Here is a 24,990-nt window from a genome sequence, read left to right on the forward strand (position 1 = left end):
GCCATGAAAATCGTTAGAGAAAAAATGATGTCACCCCTAGGCACGTAAACGTCTACGGTTGGGGGCATGGCTTTTATTGACGACGATACGTTTACGAAGAACACACATGGCCGGGCTGCCGAATGGGAAGCAGTCGGCTTGAATTGGCTGCGCGAGGCTGAATCGTCGGGTGGGGCACGCGTCGTTAAGGTTTTCGGTCAGGACGATTCTGTCCCTGGTGGTGGGCTTGTCCTGGAGCGTTTGGATAATGGTCGCGCCTCAACCCGGTTTGCCCGCGAGTTCGGTGCTGCGCTGTCACACACCCACGAGGCAGGAGCTGTGGCGTTCGGCGCTGGCCCAGACGGTTGGGAGGGCGATGGCCTTCACGGCCCGAATGATGAGTTAATGCCGCTGAGCTTGAAGCATTATGACCACTGGGGTGAAATGTATGCGGAGGCTCGCATCATGCCGACGCTGGAGCGCATCAACAGTTCGCAGCGCGGAGCATCCTTGGGAGAACAGGGCAACAAGGCTGTAGAGGCTGTGTGTGAGCGTCTTCGCGATGGCGATTTCGACGATATCGATACTCCAGCTCGGATCCATGGAGACCTATGGGCGGGCAACGTGATGTGGACTTCGTCCGGGGCGGTGCTGATTGACCCGAGTGCCCACGGCGGACACCCACTGACGGATCTCGCCGCACTCGCTCTCTTCGGAGCTCCCAAGCTCGACGCTATTTACGAAGGCTATGAAAGTGAGGGCTTTCTCAATAAAGGATGGCGGAAACTTATTCCGTTGCACCAGCTAAGCATGTTGCTTAGCCACGTGTACCTCTTCGGAAGCAGCTACGTTCCGTCCACGGTTCAAGCAGCCAGCCAGTACGCCTAGTTCTGTGCAGGTCACCTGCCGCCACCGACATCCACCTTTTTAGTGGTGCGTGGCGGTATTTTTGATCCGTCGTAAAGCGCGGATGAGCTGAGGCACAAATGCAGTGACAATCAGCATGACGATCATCCTGGTCACCTGCATGACGGTAACAATTGGTCCCGCGTCACGGTCGTGTGCGATAGCCAGGACGATATAACGGCCGCCGGGCGTCGTCGCTAAATATGTTTCAGTGAGCGTCCCAAGGCCTAGGGCTGTGAGTATTCCGGCCATAACGCCACATCCCCCCATCAGAACAATAATGCACAGGAATGCGAGTGGAAGGCGTTTAGCGTTAGTTACCAATGATTGTCGGTCAAAAGCTCCACCGGCTTGCCAACCAATCAAAACAAATGCGGCCGCTTCCAAAACACCAGGTATCGAGATGAGATGTGGTTGCCATTCGCCTATCACAATGGCGATGGCCAAAGGGGCAAGCAAGCGGGGTGCGGGCAATGGGGTAAAACTGGCAAGCCACCCGGGAATAGTAATCACGGCTAGCACGACCAGCCAGTTCATTATCGAGTGGGAGGAAAGGTTTACGAGGGGTTCTGAACCAACATCAACATCTCCGCCCACCAGTAGTGGAATTAAAAATGGTAGTGAGAAGGAAACGATAAAAACGCGGAGATACTGGGCAACAGTGACGTATCGGAAATCTGCGCCCAATTCTTCGGAAAGAACAGACATTGCCGACGCCCCACCGGCGAGCGTTGACATGACTGCGGTGGGTGAATCGATTGTTGAAAAACGCGTAATCGCCCATGCGCAGGCAGCGCAGAGAAGCAAAGTGATCCCAATAGCAATAAGTGACGGAAGCGCGTAGGACGCCAAACGGTCCGGGGAAGAGTTAACCAAAGGGCCTGCCGCTATGAGCGAAATAACGCCTTGCGAGGGACCGATGGTGGAGCGCGGCGGCCGGATCCGCGTGCTCGCGATGATCGCTCCGCAGAGCCCACCCACCATCGCGCCCAACATGAGAGGGGAGGGAAGCTGCGCTACCCGGCAGAGTCCTACGGCAACTAGCGTCGCAATAATCGCGATAGTCCACCCGACTAGTGACCTGCGGGTACTGGCCTTGATGTGGTGGGTAGTCACCTGATGCATCGCCTCCCGGTTGGTGTTGCTAAGTTTACGCGGATTGCACGTGAGCTGAGCGTTCACAGCATTCGTACACTAGGCTCCCAGGATGCTCACACCCGACGTACAGGAAACAGGCTGAAAGTGCTCAGTAACTTCATATGCGGTGTATGCAGACAAATCATCAGTAATCGTGCACACTGGAACTATGAGTTCTGCTGAAGCCCCCACACGCGTTCTTGTTGTTGATGATGAAGCAAACATCGTAGAGCTTCTCAAAGTGTCTTTGAAGTTCCAAGGTTTCGAGGTCGCGACCGCGAGTGACGGTGGGGAAGCGTTGGATATTGCACGTTCGTTCCATCCCGACGCATTTATTCTGGACGTCATGATGCCCCGCATGGACGGGTTCACTCTATTGAGCAAGCTCCGTGCGGATGGCCACGATGCGCCGGTCCTTTTCCTGACGGCCAAAGATGCCGTTGATGACCGCATTCACGGTTTAACAATTGGTGCCGACGATTACGTCACCAAACCGTTTAGTTTGGAAGAAGTCGTTACGCGTTTGAAAGTGATTCTTCGCCGCGTCAGCCCGCCAGAAGTGGATGACGATCAACGAATCACCTACGCCGACCTCACCCTGGATGACAATTCACATGAGGTAACCAAGGCAGGGGAATACGTGGATTTATCCCCGACGGAATTCAAATTGCTCCGTTACTTGATGGTTAATGCCGAAGTTGTCCTGAGCAAGGCAAAAATCTTGGACCATGTGTGGAATTACGACTTCGGTGGCGATGGAAACGTTGTTGAATCTTACGTTTCTTATTTGCGTCGGAAAGTGGATAAGGACGAGCCGCATTTGATTCAGACCGTCAGAGGCGTGGGATACGTTCTCCGCACACCCAGGGCGTAACGAGTATTGCCATCTGGATGCACGGGTAGACCGATGTGCGGTGCACCGGTGAATTTCATTTGATCGTGTAACGGTTATTCGATTGCTTAACGTAAGGGGCCATTGCCATTTCACTACATTCGCGTTTCAACGCAGTGTTACAACGTCTGAAAAAGAGTGATGCGCCGAACGACGCTGACACGAGCCAGCCGGTAGCCGCGCAGCAGCCCAGTGCTATCGATCAAACGAACTCATGGGCACTTCCCACAACGTTTGCTTCCGACGACGGCGCCATCCACGACGCCGACGTCCCCCACGACGCTTCCGCCAACGTCGACGAAGCCAACTCCTCCAGTCCCACGGGCGTGTCCGGCAACGACGTCGAGTCCTCCCGCAACGACGACGATTCAGCACAGAAGAAAAGCGTGCCGGTTGCTCCGCCGGGGCGGCAAACAACGCGCCCACGAAGCTATAGCGAAAAACGTCGGCAAGAATGGGAACGCAAACAACACACAGGCGCAGCTAAGCGCGGCCTCTCGCGGTTGCCCCTGCACACGTCGCTCATCATTATCGTGATGGTGATTTCCGCAGGTGGAATGTTCTTCACCGGGCTCGCAGTGACCTCCACGCTGAGGGAATTCATGCAGTCGCGCATCGACGCCTCGCTGGAATCCACAGCGCATTCGCCCTTCATCGAGCAAGGCCGCCTGCCCGTGCAAAGCGCATACAGCGAAAACCCGAGGCTTCCTAGCCAATACTTTGTGCAGGTCACACACTCCGACGGGTCCGTCGTGCCCTACGACTACGGGTTCGAGTCCTACCCCAACCTTGACTCGGTCACCCACGAGACGGGCCCCGTTACCGTCTCAGCCGCCCGAGGTTCGAAATCCACAGCACATTGGCGCGCTATGGCGCTGAAAAGCCAAGACGGCGATCTCGTCGTCGTCGCGGTCTCACTCGACGACAACGAGCGCACAATCTCCCGACTCTTCCTCCTCGAAGCCGGCCTGGGAATGCTCGTCCTCGCCGTGCTCCTCATTCTGACCTGGTACGTTGTCCGACGATCACTCCGGCCTCTCAGCCACGTGGAACGCGTCGCTGGAAAAATTGCCGACGGTGACCTCTCTCAGCGTCTCCCAGAATGGCCGCCGGACACCGAAGTCGGTGCGCTCTCACGGTCGCTGAACAAGATGTTGGCGCAAATTGAGCAATCCTTCGTCGCAGTGGAACGAAGTGAAGCAGAAGCTCAGGAAAATGCTCGCGTTGCACGCAAAGCAGAAGCACAAGCGCGCGAAGCAGAGCAAACCATGCGTCGTTTTATAGGCGATGCATCTCACGAATTACGTACGCCATTGACATCAGTCAGCGGGTACGCGGAGCTCTATCGGACGGGCCAAACCGACGATCTCAACCTTGTGCTGGATAGTATCTCCGCCGAGGCAGAAAGAATGAGCGTTTTAGTCCAAGACCTTTTGGATCTTGCACGGATGGATAATTCGCGTCCATTGGAACACAAGAGTGTCGATATCCTCAGTGTCGCAATCAGTGTTATTCAGAACATGAAAGTCAACTATCCTGATCGCGATATTTCCATGACAAACAACTGCGTGGAACCACCCATAGTCACAGGCGATAGCGCCCGCCTTCACCAGGTTCTCACCAACCTGATGACGAACGCCCTCAAACACGCAGGTCCAGAGGCTGCCGTGCGCATCGCTCTGGACGATTCGACCCTGGGAACGTCACCGAAGAAGAAAGCGGTGCGAATTCGGGTCATCGATAATGGTGTAGGAATACCGCCAGAGGATAGTGAGCACATTTTCGAGCGCTTCTACCGAGCCGATTCATCCCGATCACGACATCAGGGTGGAGGCTCCGGATTGGGCTTATCCATCGTTCAAGGTTTAGTGGAACAGCACGGTGGAAAAGTCACCGTCGATAGCGTCGTCGATGAGGGAACCACATTTACTGTTCTTTTGCCCCACGAATAGAATTCTTGCGGGTGGAGTCCTCGCGAGCAGATTCCCCACGAATAGGGCTTTTCGCGATGGCAGCCTTCACCATCGCGATGGCCCGCCCGTCGCGCGGCAACAAATTGTGCAGTATCTTCGCGCCGGGAAAATAATCCTGAAGAAGAACCGGCGTCACGTGGTCCGTCGGCACATCAAACGCAGCACTGGGCCGCACAATGTAATCGGTGCTGCTAGCGATGGGAATAACTTCTATCGACCGATCGACTCCGCGTAACGCCCGCTGCAAATCCGGCGAGTCCTTGAACTGATCTTCAGCCGACGCGCCGACGGCCCAATATGCAAACCTGTGCGTCAACCGAAAGAAAACCGAAAGAACGGGGCCATACGAGGACACATCTTTCGGTAACAGTTTCCACCGAGGAATTCCCGAAAAATGGCCACCCAACCCAATAATCCGGCGAATTGTGACAACACTCTGAACCTCAGGCCGCGACGCAGCGAGAAGCGCAATCAATCCACCCCGAGAATGACCAAGCAGAATAAGTTTCCGAGCGTGAATCTTTTGGCTCAGATCAATAATCTGTTCCGCTAATTCATCGACACATTCATCAACGGGTGCGGTACCTGCCTCGCCATAATCAACATAAAAAGTCCGCCGGTCCGTGATATACCGAACAAGAACTTCCCAATTGCCTTTCGCTCCGATCATCCCGTGCACACAGAGCAGCGGTGGATTTTCATCATCCGCTATCGGGCTAAAATCCTGCTCCGGCACCCGCCCCATATCGGGAACATGCGCCATGGCAGGTATCCGCTCGCCACGATGAAAACGCCCATCCTCGTCGGTGTAGGGGTGCACGCGTGACGAACCAGCCCACTGATGCCCGCGGGGGCGAAGCATCCGCGGTTTCACGTGCAGAGGATGCGCGGTCATCGCCCCACGCAGTCGTCGAGACACTTTGAGCATCGTCAGCTATTCACCGTCAGTTATTTGTCGTCGACTCCGGTATCGATCCCGGCCTTGGTCAGCTCCGCGCGGATCTTTGCAGCGGCAGCGTCCATGGCATCCGGGTCGGTATCGTCGGTACGCATGATGTTTTGCAAGCTATAGCCGGACATGTCGGAAGCCGGGAAGACATGGACGTGAGCATGGGGAACTTCAAATCCCGCGATCAGCATGCCGGCACGAGGCGCGTCGAAGGCGTCGGTAATGGCGCGGCCAATGTTGTGGGCGACGGCAGAAACATGCGCCCATTCGTCGAGACTCAGGTCCGTCCACCGGTCAACTTCCTTAATGGGGACAACCAAGGTGTGACCGTACGCGATGGGTTCGATGGTGAGGAATGCGGCGACGGTGTCGTCGCGGTACACGAACCGACCTGGGATCTCGCCGTTGATGATTTTCGTGAATACGGTAGCCATAAGTCCAGGGTAGCTATTTCCGAAGTGGGTAAAAAGCTTTGTATGTCAGGTGGGTGCCTTAGAGTATTGGGTATGCAGATTCTTGTCCTGGGTAATGGTTCTCGTGAGCACGCTCTTCTTTATTCGTTGTCCAAAGATTCGCAGGTGAGTGGGCTGCACGTCGCCCCGGGTAATGATGGGATGACCGCGATCGCGCAGCTTCACCCCGATATCGACATCAACGACGGCTCGCAGGTTGTTGGCTTAGCGACGTCATTAGGTGCGGATTTGGTGGTGATTGGTCCGGAAGCACCGCTGGTCGCTGGGGTGGCGGACGCTCTTCGCGACGCTCATATCCCCGTGTTTGGGCCGGGCGGCCAGGCTGCGCAGATCGAGGGGTCGAAGGCGTTCGCCAAGGACGTGATGAAGGCTGCTAATGTGCGTACTGCCCAGGCGGAGTCCCTGCAACCAGGGGCATCGGCGGATCAGGTCGACGCTGTCCTGAACGACTTTGGCCCGACGTTTGTCGTGAAAGATGATGGGCTGGCCGGCGGTAAAGGTGTTGTTGTGACACAGGACCGCGACGAAGCCCGCGACCATGCGGTCGCTGTATTGGAGTCGGGTCACCCGGTGTTGGTGGAGTCCTTCCTCGACGGTCCGGAGATTTCCCTGTTTTGCCTGGTAGATAGCGATACGGTGGTGCCTTTGTTGCCGGCTCAGGACCACAAGCGCGTTGGCGAGGGAGATACGGGTCCCAATACGGGCGGAATGGGTGCCTATGCACCGCTTCCGTGGTTGCCCGAGGGCGCCGTTGACCGGATTGTTGATGAGATCGTGCAGCCGGTGGCCTCAGAGATGGTGAAGCGCGGCTGCCCCTTTAACGGGCTGCTTTACGCGGGTTTGGCCTGGGGGAAGGAAGGTCCGGTGGTCGTCGAGTTCAACTGCCGCTTTGGGGATCCGGAAACTCAAGCGGTGCTGGAGCTTCTCGATACTCCGTTGGCAGGGGTGCTGAACTCCGTGGCGACGGGCCACTTGGCAGATGTACCCCCGTTGACCTGGAAAGATGGCTACGCCGTGACGGTGGTGTTGGCCGCCCAGGGGTACCCAGCGGGACCGCGAAAGGGAGACCCCATTTCGGGCGCGGAGCCCGGTACGGAGGACGACGGCGTCCGGCACGCGGGTGTTGCGCGGCTCGGCGACCGCTTAGTGTCCTCGGGCGGACGTGTGCTCAGCGTGGTTGGCGTCGGCAAGGATCTAGACGAAGCACGGGCAAAGGTGTATCGAAAGATGGAAGGTATATCGTTGCCGGGCGGGCATTATCGGCGCGATATTGCTCAGAAGGCCGTCGAGGGCCGTATTGGCATCGCAAACTGATCTGGAGGAGTGCAGAGTAACAGTGGGACGTGACAATTCGGAGTCAGCCGATTACAGCGGAATGAATTATTCGGAGGATCAGCATTCAAATTCGGGTAGCTCTGGAAAGGATTATGGCTTAGCAATTCAACGCGGCCATGCCGATCCTTTTTATACGATGGAAATGGTGGCCCGCACCGCGGAAAGAGAAGCCGAGAAGCATGACACGGTGCCGTTATGTATCGGCCAGCCGTCTACTCCCGCGCCGCGCGTTGTCCGAGATGTTGCTATTGAAGCCATCCAAAACGACAAACTGGGATATACTGAAGCGTTAGGTATTCAACCGTTGCGTGAGCGTATTGCTCGGTGGCATTCCGAAACATATGGGACGGATACCAAGGCCGATAACGTTATTGTCACGACGGGGTCCTCGGGCGCATTCGTTGCCATTTTCGCAGCGTGCCTGCCCTTCGGTGGGACGGTTGCCCTGTCGAGCCCCGGGTATGCGGCATACCGCAATGTTCTTCAAGCATTGGGTAATTCCTTTATTGATATCCCGACGACGGCCGAAACCCGGTTCCATATGACCCGTAAGCACCTTGAGGATCTTGCTCAGGCGGGGAATAAGCCGGATATGGTGTTGATTACGTCGCCAAATAATCCGACAGGGTCAATTATTGATCCCGACGAATTGCGCGCAATTTCACAGTGGTGCGATGAAACTGACACGGTGTTGGTCTCTGATGAGATTTACCACGGAATTAGTTATGGTCGGCCGACCGTGACGGCGAGGTCGCTTTCCGATCGTGCCGTGGTTATTGGCTCGACATCTAAGTACTTCTCCATGACGGGCTGGCGTTTGGGTTGGCTGATCATTCCTGATGATCCGACGCTACGGGAAACGATTGAAAATATCTTAGGAAACATTTCTCTTTGTGCTCCCGCTCTTTCGCAGATCGCGGCAACCCGCGTGTTCGACGATGATGCCCTGGCCGAGCTTCGCGTACATGTCGAGCGCTACAAAGAAAACCACGACATTCTTAACAAGGAGCTGCCCGCAGTGGGACTGCCCCGCTTCGCGCCCTCCGACGGTGCTTTCTACTTCTGGGTTGATGTGTCGAATTACACCGACGATTCCGTCGCCTTCGCCCACGAGCTCCTTGACGCCACGGGTGTGTCGGTCTCTCCGGGGACTGACTTTGATGGAAGCGCCGACAAAGCGCTGGGCAAGAAGTACGTCCGCGTGAGCTACGCGGGCACACCCGAAGAGATGCGGGAAGCGTGCCGTCGTTTGAAGCCATTCTTGGAGGCCCGGCGTCGGTAACTCCGATTAGTGTGTCGGTAAAAGTGTCTGCCATATCCGGGTGGTGTCGTGGCTGGTTATGGCCCTGGTAGCCCCCTAGACTGATAGTGTGGCTGAGAACAAAACGGACAACTCGCGTACCAATTCCGTCGACACAGGCAAGGGCACATCACCCGACCAGGGCAGCACTGGTGCTCCGGCCGGCACACATAAGAAAGACATAGCGAATGTGCTAGCGCATCGGTATGCCTCGCCAGAGCTGGTCAATCTGTGGAGCCCCGAGCACAAGATCATCATGGAGCGTCGGCTCTGGATCGCCGTTCTTCGCGCGCAGAAAGAGCTCGGCGTCGATGTTCCTGACGAGGCTATCGAGGCCTACGAGTCGGTGATTGACCGCATCGACCTGGATTCCATCGCTGCGCGTGAGCGCGTCACCCGACACGACGTCAAAGCGCGCATCGAGGAATTCAACGCCCTGGCTGGGTATGAGCACATTCACATGGGCATGACCAGCAGGGATCTCACCGAAAACGTTGAACAGCTGCAGGTGCACCGGTCGCTGGAACATGTGCGGGACAGGATGGTGGCGGTTCTCCGGGCGTTGGCTGATTGTGCGGTTCGCTACCGCGATCAGGTGATGGCGGGGCGATCCCACAATGTCGCTGCTCAGGCGACCACGTTGGGCAAGCGTTTCGCGTCGGCAGCTAATGAAATTCTGGTTGCCTATGAGAGGTTGGAAAACCTTATCTCGCGGTATCCACTCCGCGGGATTAAAGGCCCCATGGGAACGTCCCAGGACATGCTGGATCTCGTCGGTGGGGATGAAACCAAACTCGAGCAGTTGGAAAACTCTGTATCGGAATACTTAGGTATTTCCCGACGGTTCGATTCGGTCGGGCAGGTGTACCCACGCAGCCTTGACCTGGATGTGATCTCGGCGTTGGTGCAGTTGGGTGCGGGGCCGTCGTCGCTGTCTATGACCATCCGCTTGATGGCTGGAAATGAGCTGGTCACGGAGGGGTTCAAGGAGGGGCAGGTGGGGTCCTCTGCAATGCCGCACAAGATGAATGCCCGTTCGTGTGAGCGTATCGGTGGTCTGCAGATTATCCTTCGTGGCTATCAAACGATGGCTGCAGATCTGGCGGGTCAGCAATGGAATGAGGGCGATGTCTTTTGTTCTGTTGTTCGCCGTGTAGCTCTGCCGGATGCTTTCTTTGCTTTCGACGGAATGGTGGAAACCTTACTGACCGTTCTCAAAGAGTTTGGCGCATTCCCCGCCATGATTGATAAGGAACTAGAACGGTATTTGCCATTCTTGGCGACGACCCGCATCCTCATGGCCTCTATTCGCGCTGGCCTGGGACGCGAAACCGCCCACGAGATCATTAAAGAGAACGCCGTCGCCACCGCGCTTGATATGCGCGAGAAAGGCACAGAGCAAAACCTCATCGAGCGTCTCGCCGCCGATGATCGGCTCCCGTTGAACCGCGAACAGCTGGATGCAGCGATTGCGGACCGCCATGCCTTCATCGGAGCAGCGGGTTCGCAGGTTGATCGAGTTGTCGCACGTGTGAAAGACATTGTGGCGGAGCACCCCGACGCTGCCGCATACATGCCTGGCGACATTGTGTAGAGGGTGTGCCGGCCCAGCTCATCGCACGGTTAGGCATTCGGCGGAACACCGCTGTATGGCCAGTCATTCCGTGCCGCGTAACCGTATGATGGGCCGGTGCATATTCTTGGAGACATTTCCCTCGTGGGGACGATGCCCTCATTAGTCAATGGTGTTGTCATCATTCTGGTGTGGGCTTTCTTCTTCGTATCGACGGCACGCGCACGCGGCGTCGGCTATGCCACTCGCCTGGCATGTGTGCTGCTCGGCGGCGTGACGACGGTGACCGCCTTGGTGTGGCTGGTCCTGGAAAAACCTGGAAGCCGTTCGGTGGCGGGACCGCTATTGGTGTGTATGTCGCAGGCTGGGCCCTCATTGTTTTGATTGGCCTGGCGATTGGATCCTATTGCGCGCGGGGTCAAACCCGGTTGGTGCCCTGGTTCAAGAGGATGCGCGCGACGGGGCCGCGTTCATCGAAGCCACGCGCCAGCTTTTCGCAGCGGTGGGCGTCGATCAGGTGGAAGTCGGTGGCGCGCGTTGTTGGGGCGTGTGCTGCGTTCGTCTGTGGCACTGTCGCGTGCGTCAATGTAGTGAATAATAGTTTTGCTCTGTACCCGTCGGTCGATTCTCTGGTTGGCAAGGAGCCGTACACCACCGCCCAATATGCCGATGTCAAGGGAACATCGACTTCCTTCACTCCTCCTCAGGGCAGCACGATTGCCGGAGCGTGGAATGGGGTTTCACCACGAAACAAGGGTGTGCTTGTTCCCTTTATGATCCCGTCGCCGGTATCTCATTTCCAGACGACGGAATCTCGGGTGTATTTACCACCGGCCTATTTTGCGAATCCACGACCATTGTTGCCGGTAGTTGTGCTGATGAATGGTTTGCCGGGCTCGCCGTCGCAGTGGTTTGAGATCGGCAACGCGGGCCAGACCCTTCATCATTTTGAGCGCGTTCACCACGGTTTGGCGCCCGTGGTTGTGGCCATTAATACGACCGGTAATGATGACGAGGATTTAGGGTGCTTTGATACAAAGAAAGCCAAAGTGCAGACCTATATGGACACTGACGTTCCGCAACAAATAAAAAAGTATTTTCAGGTATCCAATGATCCGACCCAGTGGGCCATCGGTGGCCTGAGCTATGGCGGAACATGTGCGCTCCAGGCCATCGTGAATAATCCGGAACCGTACCGTTATTTCCTTGATTTTTCGGGCGACCGCACCCCGGGGACCATGTCGGCCAAAGGAAACGCGGATACGTATTTCGGCGGGAACCTCAATGCTTATCTACGGGTTAATCCGGAAGATATCCTAAAGAGAAGAAAATTCACGGGGATTAAAGGTGTCTTTGTTGCCGGCCAGTCGGACAAGTCGTCCGTTCGAGATTTGAAGTATATGAATGGGTTGGCTCAGAGCGCTGGAATCGACTCATCGTCCCGTGAGGTTCCCGGCGGCCACGATTTTGGCACCTGGCGGCTGGCCTTGGTTCTCACTCTTCCCGATGTGGCCCGAGCCACGCGTTTAATCGGTTAGCGGTTCATCCGTTAGCAGTTAACCGGTGAGAGGTCGTCGCTGCACAGCGCGGTAAATCGCCATTGTGGGGATATGAATCGGGTTTTCGGGTTCAGGGGAGTAACATACCGGGCCATGCGCCCTGAACTCTCTTCATATGAGCACCTTTCCGCGGGAAAGGTTCGCGAAAATTATGAAATTGACGACGACACTTTGTTGATGGTGGCGTCGGATCGTGTTTCTGCGTTCGACTATATTCTGGATACCCAAATACCGGATAAGGGCAGAATCCTTACGGCAATGAGCACGTTCTTTTTCGAGCAGCTCGATATGCCGAACCATTTGGTTGGCCCCGTTGACGATGAGCGGATCCCAGAGGAAACGTTGGGCCGCGCCTTAGTCTGCGAAAAGCTCAAGATGATTCCTTTCGAGTGCGTTGCCCGGGGATATCTGACCGGCTCGGGTCTGAAGGAATACAACGAGACCGGCCGGGTTTGCGGCATCGAGCTTCCCGAGGGCCTAGTTGAGGGCTCGAAGCTTCCGGAACCCATTTTCACTCCCGCGACGAAAGCAGAGTTCGGCAGCCACGACGAGAACGTCGATTACGACTACGTTCTCGAGCACCTGGGGGAGCGTCGCTCGGAAACGATCCGTGACGCAGCACTGTCGCTCTACTCTCAAGCAGCTGCTATTGCCGAGGAGGGCGGCCTGATCCTGGCCGACACCAAGTTCGAGTTCGGCGTGGACGCTGACGGAAACGTGAAATTGGCGGATGAGGTGCTCACCCCTGATTCGTCGCGGTACTGGCCCAAGGAAGGGTACCGCGAAGGTCACCGCCAACCCAGCTTCGACAAGCAGTACCTGCGTAACTGGTTGATCGGTCCGAAGTCCGGCTGGTCCCGCGAATCCGGAGTGCAACCACCAGCGCTACCGGGCTCGATCGTGGAGGCCACCCGCGACAAGTACGTGGAAGCCTACGAACGCGTGTCGGGCTTGAAGTTCGCCGACTGGATCGGCCCGTCAGCGTAAGGTCCGTCAACCTAAGGCCAGCCGGGCACGCTATACGCGCAGCTCATCCCTACTTTTCGACGCCATCACATGATCGTGTCCGGGGCGAACAGTAGGGTAGTGGCTATGTCTCACGTTGATGATGCTCATAACGCAACTCACCCACCGCGCAACGTAGCCTCCACGGACCCCGACGAGGGTTCCCTCCAGTACAGTTCCTCGGGCGCGCCGATCCCTCCGACGGCGCATATTCATCCGACGACGCGCTCGCATCATGGGCATGACGTCGTCGATAATTATGAATGGCTGAGGGATAAGGAAAGCCCTGAGACCTTGGCTTATCTTCGGGCCGAAAACGAGTACACCGAGGCCCGCACTCGTGATTTAGCTCCTTTGCAGGATTCGATTTTTCAGGAGATTAAAAGCAGGACGCAGGAGACGGATTTGTCCGTTCCGGTTCGTTCGGGGGATTGGTGGTATTACGGCCGCAGCCTCGAGGGGAAGAGTTATGGGGTGTCGTGCCGGGTTCCGGCGTCCTCGACGGGGGATAAAACCAAGGATTGGACTCCGCCGGCGATTGATGCCGAGTCTGCGCCCGAGAATGAACAGATCATTCTTGATTCCAATGTCCTGGCTGAGGGGGCGGAGTTTTTTTCGCTCGGTGCGTCGAGTGTTTCGGTGGACGGAAATTACTTGGCATATTCCACGGATACGACGGGTGATGAGCGGTTTGACCTGCGCATTAAGGATCTCCGGACAGGTGAGCTTCTTGACGACGCTATCGACGGCATCGGGTATGGAGCCACGTGGGTCGGTTCGGAGTGGTTGTTTTATGAGCGTGTCGACGATTCCTGGCGCCCGAACGAGGTATGGCGTCACCGCGTCGGCACCCCGACGGACCAGGACGTATGCATTTTCCGTGAGGACGACGAGCGCTTTTGGGTCGGGTGCGGAACAACCCGCTCGGAGAAGTACCTTTTTGTCGAAGTCGGATCCAAAGTCACGTCGGAGGTGTGGTTCCTAGACCTGGGGGTCACTGGTGACGGAGAGTCGAAGACGGTTGACCCCGAGCGTGTGACGGGTGAATTGCAGTGCATTCTGCCCCGGCACACGGGCGTGCAATATGACGTTGATCATGCCGTTATCGGTGGAGACGATCGCTGGATCGTGCTGCATAACGCGCATGGCGCGGACTTTGAGCTCGGCATGGCCAGTGCCACGCCGCTGACCAGCCTGGACGACCTGGACGTTGTGATCCCTCATAAGCAAGGCCGTCGCATCGAGGGAATGGATGTGTTCGCGCAGCACATGGTTGTGGGCTACCGCGAGAACGCCATTAACAAGTTGGGGCTTTTCTCGTTTGCCGACGGCACCGTCGGGAATCTCGAGCCTATCGATTTTGATGAGGAACTCTACAGCGCCGGCACCGGGGGAAATGCGGAGTGGGAGTCCCCGTATATCCGCATGGCCTACGAGTCCTTCGTGACGCCCGGCCTGGTTTTTGACTACGACTTGGCGACGGGTGAACGGTTGGTGCGCAAGCAGCGGATAGTGAAGGGCGGATATGACCCATCTGACTATGTTGCACGCCGGATGTGGACGACAGCCCGGGACGGCGCGAAAGTTCCCGTCTCGTTGATCTACCGAGCAGATCTCGAAGGGAAGACAGATTCCGACGGTCTCCCCACCGACGGCCCTCATCCGACGATTCTTTATGGTTACGGATCATATGAAGCGTCGATGGACCCCGCGTTTTCGATCGCGCGACTGTCGTTACTCGATAGGGGCATCGTGTTCGCCATCGCGCATGTTCGGGGTGGCGGAGAGATGGGCCGATCCTGGTACGACAACGGCAAAACGTTGGCTAAGAAGAACACGTTCTACGATTTCATTGACGTTGCTGATGACTTGATCAGCCGGAACGTGACTGACAACAAGCACATGGTTGCGCTTGGTGGATCGGCCGGTGGCCTGTTGATGGGTGCCGTCGCGAATATGGCGGGAGACCGGTTTTCTGGGATTGAAGCCGTCGTCCCGTTTGTGGATCCCTTGACGTCGATCCTCATGCCGGAGCTTCCGTTGACCGTGATCGAATGGGATGAGTGGGGCGACCCCCTTCACGATCCCGAGGTGTACGACTACATGGCGTCATATGCTCCGTATGACAACGTGTCGGCAGAGAACACCTACCCGCCTATCCTCGCGTTGACCAGCCTGAATGATACCCGAGTGCTGTATGTGGAACCGGCCAAGTGGGTTGCGAAGATTCGCGCGACTATTCCAGGGTCCGACATTTGTCTGAAAACCGAGATGATCGCGGGCCACGGAGGCGTGTCCGGCCGCTATGAGCAGTGGAAACAGACCGCGTTTGAATATGCCTGGATGATTCGCCGCGCCGGCGTCGCCGAGGATGCAGCCGTTTAAACCCATCAATCCCGAAATTGAGCTGCGCCATGGCTGAGCAACTGTGTGCTAAGCGTGACCAGCTCATCGAGGGGCATTGTTTTACCATCGGCAATCCACTGACGGTACATGTCCAAGGTGCCGGCTACGAGAAAAGTATTGATGGTGTTTTGCTGTTCACGGGACAGATGCGCATACGGATTATGCCGTGCCCGGTTATGGATGAGATTCATGTGGAAGAAACGCTCGGCATAGTGCCGATATTCGGGGGACACTACGAGCTGTTCGAATAAAGGCCCTTGCCGCGTGGCGAAGTCGAAAAATACGCGGTTGATGTCCGCAATAGTCATTGTTGGAGGAATTGAATCAATAATCTCTGCATAGTCTTGCTTCATTGATTCCAATTCCTCGCGGAAGAGTTCCTCCACCGAGTTGTAATGCAAGTAAAAGGTTTTCCGGTGGATATTTGCGCGCCGGGTAATTTCCGCAACAGTAATTCGATGCGGAGGTTTTTCGCAGACGAGCTCTTCTAACGCACGATGGATAGCCGCCTGTGTTTTGGCAACACGACGATCGATGTGGCCCTGGGGACGGCCCTGCTCTGCAGAGCTGTCACGCGAATCGTCGCGTTCGGCAGTGTTGGTCATCGTGCCTCCATCATCGCCGGGTGGATAATCACCACTTCGGCATAGAGTGTTGATTATTCGACAATTACACCCTTTCTGTTCATTGTGCATGAGGGGGCTTCGTGTGAATATGACTGGCACCACGTGATAGGAGGTCACCATGTCAGCTTCACAACCTGATGCAGACGCACAGCCAGATCCACGTCATACCCATCGATCCATACCGGACGTCTTTCGTGAAGTCTTCGACCACGACTATTCGCCACTGGGTTCCTCAGCGCGGGTGCGCGACGAGTTTAACCAGATCACCGACCGGTTTGCCTTTGGCGAGATGTGGCCTGCCAGTGGGCTCGATGACCGACGCAAGATCTTGGTCAGTGTGGCGTGCGTGGCCACGAGTGGTGGCGATGAATTATCCGCCTTATTGCGGGCAGGCCTTCATCTAGGTGTTGCAGCGGAAGAGCTACAGGAAGTTTTCCACCAAATAGCGCCCTACGTTGGGATCAGTCGCGCCCGGCACGGACTAGAGGAGCTAGACAAACTTGTCGACGCTCCCGTCGACATCCAATCGACGGTGACCGAGGACGATCGCCTGGCCAAAGGAATTGCCGCGCAGAAAGCAATGTTTGGCGACGGAATCGACACAATGCGTGAGAATGCACCCGAGGATGAGAGTTTCATTCAAGATGCTTTGTCAGCCTATTGTTTCGGTGATACGTACACCCGGAAAGCGCTAAGTCTTGCTGACAGGGAATTGTTGACGTGGGTGGCCATCATTTCCTTGGGCGGCTGTGACCCGCAAGCTCGGGCCCATGTTTCAGGGAACCTCGCAGTGGGGAATGATCGCGCAATTCTCTTGGGTGCTCTGGCGGTTTGCGTGCCCTGGATTGGTTTCCCAAGGAGCCTTAATGCCCTGGCCGCGATTAATAGCCAGACGAAAAATGACGTTGCAGAAGACAAAACTGCAGAAAATGACGATAAGGAGTCATAACCATGGAAATCACGAGTAAAGATGAATTCGACAAAGTCAATAAGTTTGGCACGGGTGATTCCAATGACGCATTCGCCGAATACTTCGTCGGGAAGTCATTTTTACAACCCATCGCCCAGCTTGATGAGGCGGGCTTGGGGATCGCCAATGTGACCTTTGAACCCGGATGCAGGAATAACTGGCATATCCACCACGCCCGTCGCGGCGGTGGCCAGATCTTGATGTGCACCGCGGGGGAAGGCTGGTACCAGGAAGAGGGCAAGACCCCCGTCAGCATGACGGAAGGTTCCACAGTGGTCATTCCGCCGAATGTGAAGCATTGGCACGGCGCTAAGGCGGATAGCTGGTTTTCCCATATCGCTATCTCGGTGCCTGGGGAAGAGACCAGCAACGAGTGGCTGGAGCCCGTCTCGGACGAGGACTATCAATCCCTCACGTCGTAGCGGCCGGGTGTTCTGGTTCGGGGGTAATCTTTTCGATAATGATTACCCACACAGGGGAACCCGGCTGTAGCATCTCAGCTCATGAGCTCCTCTCCAGTTCGGATCGTCGAACCCAAAAAAGAGAAAAAAGATAAGTCCCACTGGCTTTATATCTCTGTCATTGTTGCCGTTCTTGCGGGCGTCATTCTGGGGCTTGTTGCTCCAGACGTGGCGGTCAAATTCGAGTTATTAGGAAAACTCTTTGTCGCCTTGATCAAAATGATGATCGCGCCCGTTATTTTCTGCACGATCGTGCTGGGGATCGGCTCTGTTCGAGCAGCAGCATCGGTGGGACGGGCCGGCGCAATTTCGCTCGTGTATTTCATCGTCATGTCGACGTTCGCCCTGGCCATCGGCCTCGTCGTCGGCAATATCGTTAAACCCGGATCCAGCTTGGCTATGCCAGAGGCTGGGTCGGGAATGTCGTTTGTCGATAACAATAAAGAAGCCGCTCATGGGCTGAGCGGGTTCGTTATGTCCGTTATCCCGGATACGTTATTCTCCTCGCTGACCAGCGGTTCTGTTCTTCAGGCCTTGTTTATTGCACTCCTGTGTGGCTTTGCTATTCAGTCGATGGGCAAAGCGGGGGAGCCTTTATTATCCGCCATTGCTCAGGTTCAAAAGCTTGTTTTTAAAGTTCTGATGATGGTTCTGTGGACAGCCCCTATTGGTGCTTTCGGCGCCATTTCCTGGGTTGTGGGGTCCACCGGTTTCGACGCCGTCAAGCAGCTCGTTTTGTTGATGCTGTGCTTCTATGTCACCTGCGTGATTTTCATTTTCGGAGTATTAGGTCTGGTTCTCTATGCCTTTACCCGTTTCAATATCTTCAAGTTAGTGAAGTATTTAGCCCGCGAGTATCTCCTCATTTTCGCGACGTCGTCGTCAGAGTCCGCGCTGCCCACGTTGATTCGCAAGATGGAGCACGTGGGTGTTGATAAATCTACCGTGGGTATCGTCGTTCCAACCGGTTATTCGTTCAATTTGGATGGCACCGCAATTTACCTCACGATGGCGTCGATTTTTATTTCCGACGCTATGCACAAACCCCTTAACTTGGGTGAACAAATTGGGCTTTTGGTGTTCATGATGATTGCGTCCAAGGGGGCCGCTGGCGTTTCTGGTGCCGGACTAGCAACCCTGGCTGGTGGGCTCCAGGCACACCGGGCTGAGCTGTTGGATGGTGTCGGGATCATCGCTGGTATCGACCGTTTCATGTCTGAAGCCAGGGCTTTGACGAACTTCGCCGGCAACTCCGTGGCGACGCTGGTTGTGGGCGTCTGGACCCACACGGTCGATAGAAATCGTGTTAACGCCGTGTTGTCCGGTGAGATTCCGTACGTGGAGACTCCGGAAGATATGGAGTCGGACGTGAACCTCCGCAATCCTTCCGTGAAGAACCCCGCCGACAAACTTCAACCCACGCCTCAGGTGGATGTCGACGAGTATCAGCGCGCCTAAATACGACTAAATATTTCTAGATATTCTGCCCCCAGACACGCGTACTCTGGGGGTATGAGTATTTATGACATCCCAGTAACGACGATCGAGGGTAAAGAAACAACATTGCGCTCGTGGGAAGGCCACGTTCTTTTAATTGTGAACGTCGCTAGCGAGTGTGGTTTTACGCCGCAATATGAAGCTCTCGAGCACATTTTCGAGGAATACGCGGCGCGGGGCTTCTTCGTCATCGGCGTTCCCTGCAACCAGTTCGGTGAGCAAGAGCCCGGCTCGAATGAGGAGATCAAGGAGTTCGCGTCTTCGAAATTTGGTGTGACATTCCCGCTGCTCAGCAAGACGGATGTGAATGGGGACAATGAGCACCCGCTCTACACCGAGTTGAAGAAAACCGCTGATAACAATGGCGAAGCGGGCGACGTGAAGTGGAACTTTGAGAAATTTGTTCTGTCGGATTCGGGGGAGGTCCTGGGTCGGTTCCGCAGCGACGTCGATCCCGAAGATGATGCCCTTCTGGATCTGATTGAGGACAACCTCCCTCTCTAGCTGGCTTTTCAATTGGTTGAGTTCCCCAACTATTCGGTAATGTTGTCGGTGGTGTAGTCAACTGACCTGATAGGGAGCGCCACTGTGGCTCGAGTTGTTGTCAATGTCATGCCGAAGACCGAGATTTTGGATCCGCAGGGGCAAGCAGTTCTGCGGGCGTTGGGGCGAATCGGGGTGAATGGGGTTCGCGACGTCCGCCAAGGCAAGCGTTTTGAGCTGGATGTCGACGGTTCAGTATCCGACGAGGAGCTGGACCGGTTGGCATCGACGCTTCTGGCCAATACCGTCATCGAGGATTATGACGTCGTTGCCGAGCGTGCCGATGATTCCGACGCCACCCCCGTGACCTCAACCAGCGCGAACGAGGGGGCTAACTAATGCCACGTATTGGTGTGGTGACATTCCCCGGCACCCTCGACGACGGCGACGCTGCCCGCGCGGCCCGGTTGGGTGGTGCCGAGGTGGTGCGTTTATGGCACGCTGACGCCGACCTGAAAGGCGTCGATGCTGTGATCGTGCCGGGCGGTTTTTCGTACGGGGATTATCTCCGAGCGGGCGCTTTGGCAAGCTTAGCGCCGGTGATGGGTGAGGTCGTGCGACGAGCTCACCAGGGACTTCCCGTACTAGGTATTTGCAACGGGTTCCAGATTTTGCAAGAGGCAGGCCTTCTTCCAGGAGCGTTAACCAGGAATAAGGGCCTGCATTTTCATTGTGTGGACACATACTTGCAGGTAGAACGCACATCCACCCCGTGGACTGCCGGTTTCACACAGGGCCAGAAGATTTTGGTGCCGGCCAAGCACGGTGAGGGCCGTTTCCAAGCGCCCGCGGAGACGATTTCTCAGTTGGAAGACGAAGGTCGCGTCGTCTTTCGATATACCGATAATTTCAATGGCTCAGTGAATGCCATTGCCGGGGTGTCCAGTGCCGACGGTCGTGTCGTCGGGCTCATGCCGCATCCGGAGCACGCGGTGGAATTGCTGACGGGCCCGTCAACGGATGGGTTGGGTTTGATTCATTCGGTTCTTGATTCGGTGGGAGTGTAAGCGATGGTGAACCAAGCGAATAAGAACCAAACGAATAAGACTGACATGAATACCGAGGATGACCAGATGCTCAAGTCCACAGAGACTGCGCGCACCGACGCGGGCGCTGACAATGCGGCCGCTGATAATGCAGTCGAAAGTTTTACGGCTGCTCAGGTGAATGACACGGTTGCTGCCGCTCAGTCGGACCCGGATGCGTCGCAACCCTATGCGTCATTGGGCTTGAAGGACGACGAATACGCCCGAATTAAAGATATTTTGGGCCGACGTCCTACCGATGCGGAATTAGCAATGTATTCCGTCATGTGGTCGGAGCACTGTTCTTATAAGTCCTCCAAAGTGCATCTTCGTTACTTTGGCGAAACGATGACAAAAGAAATGTCGTCGAAAATTCTGGCCGGCATTGGCGAAAACGCCGGTGTGATTGATATTGGCGACGGCAACGCGGTGACTTTCCGCGTGGAATCCCACAATCACCCCTCCTATGTCGAACCGCATCAGGGCGCGGCGACGGGCGTCGGCGGAATTGTCCGCGACATCATGGCCATGGGCGCCCGCCCGATCGCCGTCATGGACCAGCTGCGTTTCGGCCCAGCCGATGCGGCGGATACCCAGCGCGTTCTCCCCGGGGTGATTGACGGTGTGGGCGGTTACGGCAACTGCCTGGGCTTGCCGAACATCGGTGGAGAAACCGTCTTCGACGAGTCCTATGCCGGAAATCCGTTGGTGAATGCTCTGTGCATTGGGACGTTAAAAGTGGACGATCTCAAGTTGGCCTTCGCCTCTGGTAAGGGGAACAAAGTGATGCTCTTTGGTTCCCGAACAGGACTGGACGGCATTGGCGGAGTATCCGTCTTAGCGTCAGACACTTTCGAAGATGGCGCTGAGCGAAAACTGCCGTCGGTTCAGGTGGGCGACCCCTTTGCCGAAAAGGTCCTCATCGAATGTTGCCTGGATCTGTATCACGCCGGGATCGTCGTCGGGATTCAGGACTTGGGCGGCGCGGGATTGTCCTGCGCAACATCCGAGCTCGCTGCTGCCGGGGACGGCGGCATGGAGGTCAACCTCGACGCGGTGCCGCTGCGCGCGGAGAACATGACTGCGGCCGAGATCCTGTCGTCGGAGTCCCAGGAGCGCATGTGTGCCGTCGTCACCCCGGAGAACGTTGATCGTTTCCGGGAGATCTGCGCCCATTGGGACGTGACCTGCGCGGAGATCGGCGAGGTCACGGATGGTGATCATCTGGTCATTCGCCACCACGGCCAGGTTGTGGTGGATGCGCCGGCGCACACGATTGCGCATCAGGGGCCTGTCTATGATCGCCCCTATGAGCGTCCCGATTGGCAGGACGACCTGCAAGAACCCGGTGTCGAGACTAAGGGGTTTGCCCGCACTCAGGGTGCCGACGAGTTGCGCGAGACGTGGCTTCGCATGGTTGCTTCCCCCGCATTGTGTTCGCGCGCGTTCATCACCGAGCAGTATGACCGCTACGTCATGGGGAACACAGTGGAGGCACAGAACGCCGACGCCGGAGTGTTGCGCATCGACGAATCCACCGGCCGCGGCGTTGCCGTGTCGGCGGACGCGTCGGGGCGGTACACGAAGCTCGATCCGAACATGGGGGCCCGCCTGGCTTTGGCGGAGGCCTACCGCAACGTTGTTGTGACGGGCGCCCGTCCGGTGGCGGTGACCAACTGCCTCAACTTCGGTTCCCCGGAGGACCCCGCCGTCATGTGGCAGTTCCGTGAGGCCGTGCATGGCCTTGCCGATGGTGCCCGTGAACTGGGCATTCCCGTGTCAGGCGGCAACGTGTCGTTCTATAACCAGACGGGGTCGGAGGCGATCTTGCCGACGCCGCTCGTTGGTGTTGCGGGCGTCGTGACCTCGGTGGATCACCACATCAACCACCTCCTTGGTGGCTTAACGACGGAACGCTCGGCCTTCCCCGAGAGTGAATCGGATGCTGGCGATGATTCATCGGCGTCGACGTCGGGATCGGCCAATGACCAGTTCGAAGAGCTGTATCTCTTGGGTGAGACCCATGATGAGCTGGGCGGTTCCATCTGGCAGCAAGTGAAACATAACGCGCTTTCGGGGCTTCCTCCGCAGGTCGATTTGGCAGCGACGTCGGCCCTGGCTGATTTCTTCTGCGATCAGGCTGATCCCGACACGCCGCGGGTTGTCACTGCCGCGCACGACCTGTCCGAAGGCGGACTTGCGCAGGCCCTGGCCGAATTGGCGATGATCTCTGGCGTCGGCATGGACGTGGATGTGTCCAAGGTTCACGCGGATCCCTGTGTCGCGCTGTTTTCGGAATCAGCTAACCGAGTCGTGGTCGCCTGCGCCCATGGAGACGGTGACAAGCTAGTTTCTCTTGCGAAACGCTGTGGCATCCCTGTGCTGCGGTTGGGTTCTGTGACCTCACGCGCATGTGGGTCTTCACAGGAAACGTCCGCTCAAGTACGGGTCAGGGTTAGCACTGATGAAGCAGATGAGATCATGCTCCCTGTCTCAGAATTGAGAGAGGCCTGGACAAGTACGTTGCCCAAGCTCTTTGCTCACGCAGCGGGTGCGAACTCTGTAGTGGAATAAGATATTCAACTTTTTCTGGGAAGAATATCTAAGTTTTCCGTGACAGATTTTCTAAAGGTTATTTTTCCAAACCTGCCAGCGGGGAATACTTGAGTATAGGCCATGACATTTCATGCGCTGTATACCAGTAAGTCCAAGAATCCGACCATCGAGACCAGCTCCTTCGCACCGACGGCACAGCCATCTGATCTCAGTGCCGTCGCTGGGGGAGCCTCCGTTGGTGACACCCGCTCCGCTGTATCCACGTTGAATTCTCGTGCCGACTCGGAGCATTCAACTGTCGCTTCACGGGTGTCCACCGCCACGCAGGAGAGCTCATCTGCCACGGGGGAGAACACGCCTGCCGCGCCGGGTGACTCAGCTCAGGGGAAAGCTGAATCCTATCATCCCACAGATCCACGCCAGGCCATCGTGGAAATCGTCATTCCCGTGTACAACGAGGCCACCTCCTTGCCCACCTCCATCCCTCACTTGGTGGAGAGTCTGTCGAGCCTGGTGCCATTCACAACAATGGTCACGATTGCTGACAATGCGTCGATCGATAACACATGGATCGTCGCGGGGGAGTTGGAGCGCCAGCTGCCGTCGGTTCGTCGCGTCCATTTGGACCAAAAAGGCCGTGGCCGGATGCTGAAGAAGGTGTGGTTGGAGTCGCAATGCGATGTTGTGGCTTATATGGATGTCGATCTCTCCACCGATCTGCATGCTTTGCTTCCGTTATTAGCGCCATTGGTTTCTGATCATTCCGATATCGCTATTGGTTCACGGTTAGCTCGGTCAGCCAATGTTATTCGTGGTTCAAAGCGTGAATTTATTTCGCGGACATATAATCACATGCTTCGTCTCATGATGTCAGCACATTTTTCCGACGCTCAATGTGGTTTTAAAGCAATGCGTACCGACGTTGCTCGCGCCATTTTGCCTCATGTCGAAGACCCCAATTGGTTCTTTGATACGGAAGTGTTGCTCCTCGCGGAAAAAGCTGGGTACCGGATTCATGAGGTCCCCGTCGATTGGACTGATGATCCTGATTCGCGCGTTAATGTCGTCGAAACTGCGTTGCAGGATTTGCGTGGAATGTGGAGAGTGAGACGAAATATTGCGTCTCATCGGATAAACCTTGATTCGTTCCGTCGATCGTCGAGGACATCTGAACCCCCGGTGTTGGAGGGGGTGAAGGGTCGGCCGGAACCCCAGCAGAGTTTTTAGGCATGTCTGGCGATTCGGCATTGTCGGAGTCGCCTCGACGGTAGCGTATGCCGTCCTTTATTTGGCTTTCTCGGCGTTTTTACCCGCACAAGTTAACAATTTTCTGTGCCTTCTGATCACGGCAGTGTTAAATACGGCCGCCAATAGGGCATTCACCTTTGGCATATCCGGCCGAAAAAATGCGGCCAAAGATCAGCTGAGTGGTTTGGTTATTTTTCTCGTGTGTTGGTTGGTCACGTCGTCATCCCTTGTGGGGTTGTCGTGGGTGAATCCTCATGCCTCAGCAACGACAGAGTTGATCGTATTGACTGTGGCCAACGTCGTAGCCACGATCATCCGTTTTGTTGCTCTACGTGCGTACTTCTATTCATTCCGGCATAGGCATAGGCATAGGCGTCGCGCGGGTAGCAGGCAATAAACAACCTTCTAAGCAGGGGAAAATAAGAAAGTTTTATGACAGGGACATATGCATTACACGGCGTGTTCAATCGGATTGCTAGGCAGTCTTTGGGATCACGACAAGGCCGTGTCATGACCGGCCAGATTAAAGAAGAAGGAGCATCTCATGAAAACAGATGAAGTGTGCGGATTGTGTGGA

22 protein-coding genes and 1 pseudogene are annotated in these 24,990 nt (G+C 56.2%); 18 read left to right on the forward strand and 5 right to left on the reverse strand.

What is annotated here, in order from left to right:
• The first annotated feature begins 66 nt into the window (after positions 1–66).
• Positions 67–867, forward strand: coding sequence for a fructosamine kinase family protein (locus CKROP_RS01725; protein ID WP_012731027.1), 801 nt, complete (start codon positions 67–69; stop codon positions 865–867).
• A 39-nt stretch (positions 868–906) separates the two neighbouring features.
• Here CKROP_RS01725 and CKROP_RS01730 read toward each other — a convergent pair whose 3' ends face one another.
• Positions 907–2,001: an AbrB family transcriptional regulator gene (locus tag CKROP_RS01730; protein WP_012731028.1), complete on the reverse strand. Its 1,095-nt coding sequence runs from the start codon at positions 1,999–2,001 to the stop codon at positions 907–909.
• Positions 2,002–2,191: 190 nt separating this feature from the next.
• On the opposite strand from CKROP_RS01730, the gene CKROP_RS01735 reads away from it, so the two are divergent.
• Complete coding sequence (locus CKROP_RS01735) at positions 2,192–2,896, forward strand: response regulator transcription factor (protein ID WP_012731029.1); 705 nt, start codon at positions 2,192–2,194, stop codon at positions 2,894–2,896.
• A 134-nt stretch (positions 2,897–3,030) separates the two neighbouring features.
• Complete coding sequence (locus CKROP_RS01740; RefSeq protein ID WP_012731030.1) at positions 3,031–4,866, forward strand: sensor histidine kinase; 1,836 nt, start codon at positions 3,031–3,033, stop codon at positions 4,864–4,866.
• On the opposite strand, the gene CKROP_RS01745 is transcribed toward CKROP_RS01740, so the two are convergent.
• Positions 4,841–5,806: an alpha/beta fold hydrolase gene (locus CKROP_RS01745; RefSeq protein ID WP_169302938.1), complete on the reverse strand. Its 966-nt coding sequence runs from the start codon at positions 5,804–5,806 to the stop codon at positions 4,841–4,843. The two genes, CKROP_RS01740 and CKROP_RS01745, sit on opposite strands and share 26 nt — an antisense overlap.
• Before the next feature lie 29 nt (positions 5,807–5,835).
• A complete protein-coding gene (locus CKROP_RS01750) occupies positions 5,836–6,270 on the reverse strand; it encodes an HIT family protein (RefSeq protein ID WP_041628737.1) in 435 nt (144 codons plus the stop codon).
• Positions 6,271–6,342: 72 nt separating this feature from the next.
• Here CKROP_RS01750 and purD point away from each other — a divergent pair, with 72 nt between their 5' ends.
• From purD to CKROP_RS11435, 4 genes are all read left to right on the forward strand, one after another.
• Positions 6,343–7,623 carry a phosphoribosylamine--glycine ligase gene (purD, locus tag CKROP_RS01755; protein WP_041628738.1) on the forward strand — a complete coding sequence of 427 codons (1,281 nt, stop codon included), beginning with the start codon at positions 6,343–6,345 and terminating at the stop codon, positions 7,621–7,623.
• A gap of 22 nt (positions 7,624–7,645) precedes the next feature.
• Positions 7,646–8,926 carry a pyridoxal phosphate-dependent aminotransferase gene (locus tag CKROP_RS01760; RefSeq protein WP_012731033.1) on the forward strand — a complete coding sequence of 427 codons (1,281 nt, stop codon included), beginning with the start codon at positions 7,646–7,648 and terminating at the stop codon, positions 8,924–8,926.
• Positions 8,927–9,125: 199 nt separating this feature from the next.
• A complete protein-coding gene (gene purB, locus CKROP_RS01765; RefSeq protein WP_041629086.1) occupies positions 9,126–10,538 on the forward strand; it encodes an adenylosuccinate lyase in 1,413 nt (470 codons plus the stop codon).
• 96 nt (positions 10,539–10,634) lie between these two features.
• Positions 10,635–10,901, forward strand: coding sequence for a hypothetical protein (locus CKROP_RS11435; protein WP_169302939.1), 267 nt, complete (start codon positions 10,635–10,637; stop codon positions 10,899–10,901).
• 34 nt (positions 10,902–10,935) lie between these two features.
• Here the strand turns inward: CKROP_RS11435 and CKROP_RS11440 are convergent, their stop codons facing one another.
• Positions 10,936–11,088: a hypothetical protein gene (locus CKROP_RS11440; RefSeq protein WP_169302940.1), complete on the reverse strand. Its 153-nt coding sequence runs from the start codon at positions 11,086–11,088 to the stop codon at positions 10,936–10,938.
• Between the two features lie 19 nt (positions 11,089–11,107).
• Here CKROP_RS11440 and CKROP_RS10520 point away from each other — a divergent pair, with 19 nt between their 5' ends.
• The 3 genes from CKROP_RS10520 (at position 11,108) to CKROP_RS01785 (ending at position 15,466) form a co-directional block, all read left to right on the forward strand.
• Positions 11,108–12,055 (forward strand): alpha/beta hydrolase, encoded by a 948-nt coding sequence (locus CKROP_RS10520; RefSeq protein WP_169302941.1) that lies wholly within the window; start codon positions 11,108–11,110, stop codon positions 12,053–12,055.
• 114 nt (positions 12,056–12,169) lie between these two features.
• On the forward strand, positions 12,170–13,063 hold the full coding sequence (locus CKROP_RS01780; protein WP_041628740.1) for a phosphoribosylaminoimidazolesuccinocarboxamide synthase: 894 nt from the start codon (positions 12,170–12,172) through the stop codon (positions 13,061–13,063).
• A gap of 105 nt (positions 13,064–13,168) precedes the next feature.
• Positions 13,169–15,466, forward strand: coding sequence for a S9 family peptidase (locus tag CKROP_RS01785; protein WP_012731037.1), 2,298 nt, complete (start codon positions 13,169–13,171; stop codon positions 15,464–15,466).
• A gap of 5 nt (positions 15,467–15,471) precedes the next feature.
• Here the strand turns inward: CKROP_RS01785 and CKROP_RS01790 are convergent, their stop codons facing one another.
• Positions 15,472–16,092 carry a TetR/AcrR family transcriptional regulator gene (locus CKROP_RS01790; RefSeq protein WP_012731038.1) on the reverse strand — a complete coding sequence of 207 codons (621 nt, stop codon included), beginning with the start codon at positions 16,090–16,092 and terminating at the stop codon, positions 15,472–15,474.
• A gap of 139 nt (positions 16,093–16,231) precedes the next feature.
• On the opposite strand from CKROP_RS01790, the gene CKROP_RS01795 reads away from it, so the two are divergent.
• From CKROP_RS01795 to CKROP_RS11910, 8 genes and pseudogenes are all read left to right on the forward strand, one after another.
• Positions 16,232–17,062 carry a carboxymuconolactone decarboxylase family protein gene (locus tag CKROP_RS01795; RefSeq protein WP_012731039.1) on the forward strand — a complete coding sequence of 277 codons (831 nt, stop codon included), beginning with the start codon at positions 16,232–16,234 and terminating at the stop codon, positions 17,060–17,062.
• A 2-nt stretch (positions 17,063–17,064) separates the two neighbouring features.
• Positions 17,065–17,505, forward strand: coding sequence for a cupin domain-containing protein (locus tag CKROP_RS01800; RefSeq protein WP_012731040.1), 441 nt, complete (start codon positions 17,065–17,067; stop codon positions 17,503–17,505).
• Positions 17,506–17,586: 81 nt separating this feature from the next.
• Positions 17,587–19,002 (forward strand): C4-dicarboxylate transporter DctA, encoded by a 1,416-nt coding sequence (locus CKROP_RS01805; RefSeq protein ID WP_012731041.1) that lies wholly within the window; start codon positions 17,587–17,589, stop codon positions 19,000–19,002.
• Positions 19,003–19,056: 54 nt separating this feature from the next.
• Positions 19,057–19,545, forward strand: coding sequence for a glutathione peroxidase (locus tag CKROP_RS01810; protein WP_012731042.1), 489 nt, complete (start codon positions 19,057–19,059; stop codon positions 19,543–19,545).
• 84 nt (positions 19,546–19,629) lie between these two features.
• A complete protein-coding gene (gene purS, locus CKROP_RS01815) occupies positions 19,630–19,923 on the forward strand; it encodes a phosphoribosylformylglycinamidine synthase subunit PurS (RefSeq protein ID WP_012731043.1) in 294 nt (97 codons plus the stop codon).
• A complete protein-coding gene (gene purQ / locus CKROP_RS01820; protein WP_012731044.1) occupies positions 19,923–20,591 on the forward strand; it encodes a phosphoribosylformylglycinamidine synthase subunit PurQ in 669 nt (222 codons plus the stop codon). Before purS ends, purQ begins: the two co-directional genes overlap by 1 nt.
• A 3-nt stretch (positions 20,592–20,594) precedes the next feature.
• Entirely contained in the window at positions 20,595–23,183 is a 2,589-nt protein-coding gene (purL, locus tag CKROP_RS01825; protein ID WP_012731045.1) for a phosphoribosylformylglycinamidine synthase subunit PurL, read from the forward strand.
• A 408-nt stretch (positions 23,184–23,591) separates the two neighbouring features.
• Positions 23,592–24,810: pseudogene (locus tag CKROP_RS11910) on the forward strand (glycosyltransferase).
• Positions 24,811–24,990: the final 180 nt, after the last annotated feature.

It is taken from the genome of Corynebacterium kroppenstedtii DSM 44385, from assembly GCF_000023145.1.
GTDB lineage: Bacteria > Actinomycetota > Actinomycetes > Mycobacteriales > Mycobacteriaceae > Corynebacterium > Corynebacterium kroppenstedtii.

Coding starts and splice junctions, on each gene's coding strand:
- CKROP_RS01725 (WP_012731027.1), top strand. CDS start 67: ATGGCTTTTATTGACGACGATACGTTTACGAAGAACACACATGGCCGG.
- CKROP_RS01735 (WP_012731029.1), top strand. CDS start 2,192: ATGAGTTCTGCTGAAGCCCCCACACGCGTTCTTGTTGTTGATGATGAA.
- CKROP_RS01750 (WP_041628737.1), bottom strand. CDS start 6,270: ATGGCTACCGTATTCACGAAAATCATCAACGGCGAGATCCCAGGTCGG.
- purD (WP_041628738.1), top strand. CDS start 6,343: ATGCAGATTCTTGTCCTGGGTAATGGTTCTCGTGAGCACGCTCTTCTT.
- CKROP_RS01780 (WP_041628740.1), top strand. CDS start 12,170: ATGCGCCCTGAACTCTCTTCATATGAGCACCTTTCCGCGGGAAAGGTT.
- CKROP_RS01785 (WP_012731037.1), top strand. CDS start 13,169: ATGTCTCACGTTGATGATGCTCATAACGCAACTCACCCACCGCGCAAC.
- CKROP_RS01790 (WP_012731038.1), bottom strand. CDS start 16,092: ATGACCAACACTGCCGAACGCGACGATTCGCGTGACAGCTCTGCAGAG.
- CKROP_RS01795 (WP_012731039.1), top strand. CDS start 16,232: ATGTCAGCTTCACAACCTGATGCAGACGCACAGCCAGATCCACGTCAT.
- CKROP_RS01800 (WP_012731040.1), top strand. CDS start 17,065: ATGGAAATCACGAGTAAAGATGAATTCGACAAAGTCAATAAGTTTGGC.
- CKROP_RS01805 (WP_012731041.1), top strand. CDS start 17,587: ATGAGCTCCTCTCCAGTTCGGATCGTCGAACCCAAAAAAGAGAAAAAA.
- CKROP_RS01810 (WP_012731042.1), top strand. CDS start 19,057: ATGAGTATTTATGACATCCCAGTAACGACGATCGAGGGTAAAGAAACA.
- purQ (WP_012731044.1), top strand. CDS start 19,923: ATGCCACGTATTGGTGTGGTGACATTCCCCGGCACCCTCGACGACGGC.
- purL (WP_012731045.1), top strand. CDS start 20,595: ATGGTGAACCAAGCGAATAAGAACCAAACGAATAAGACTGACATGAAT.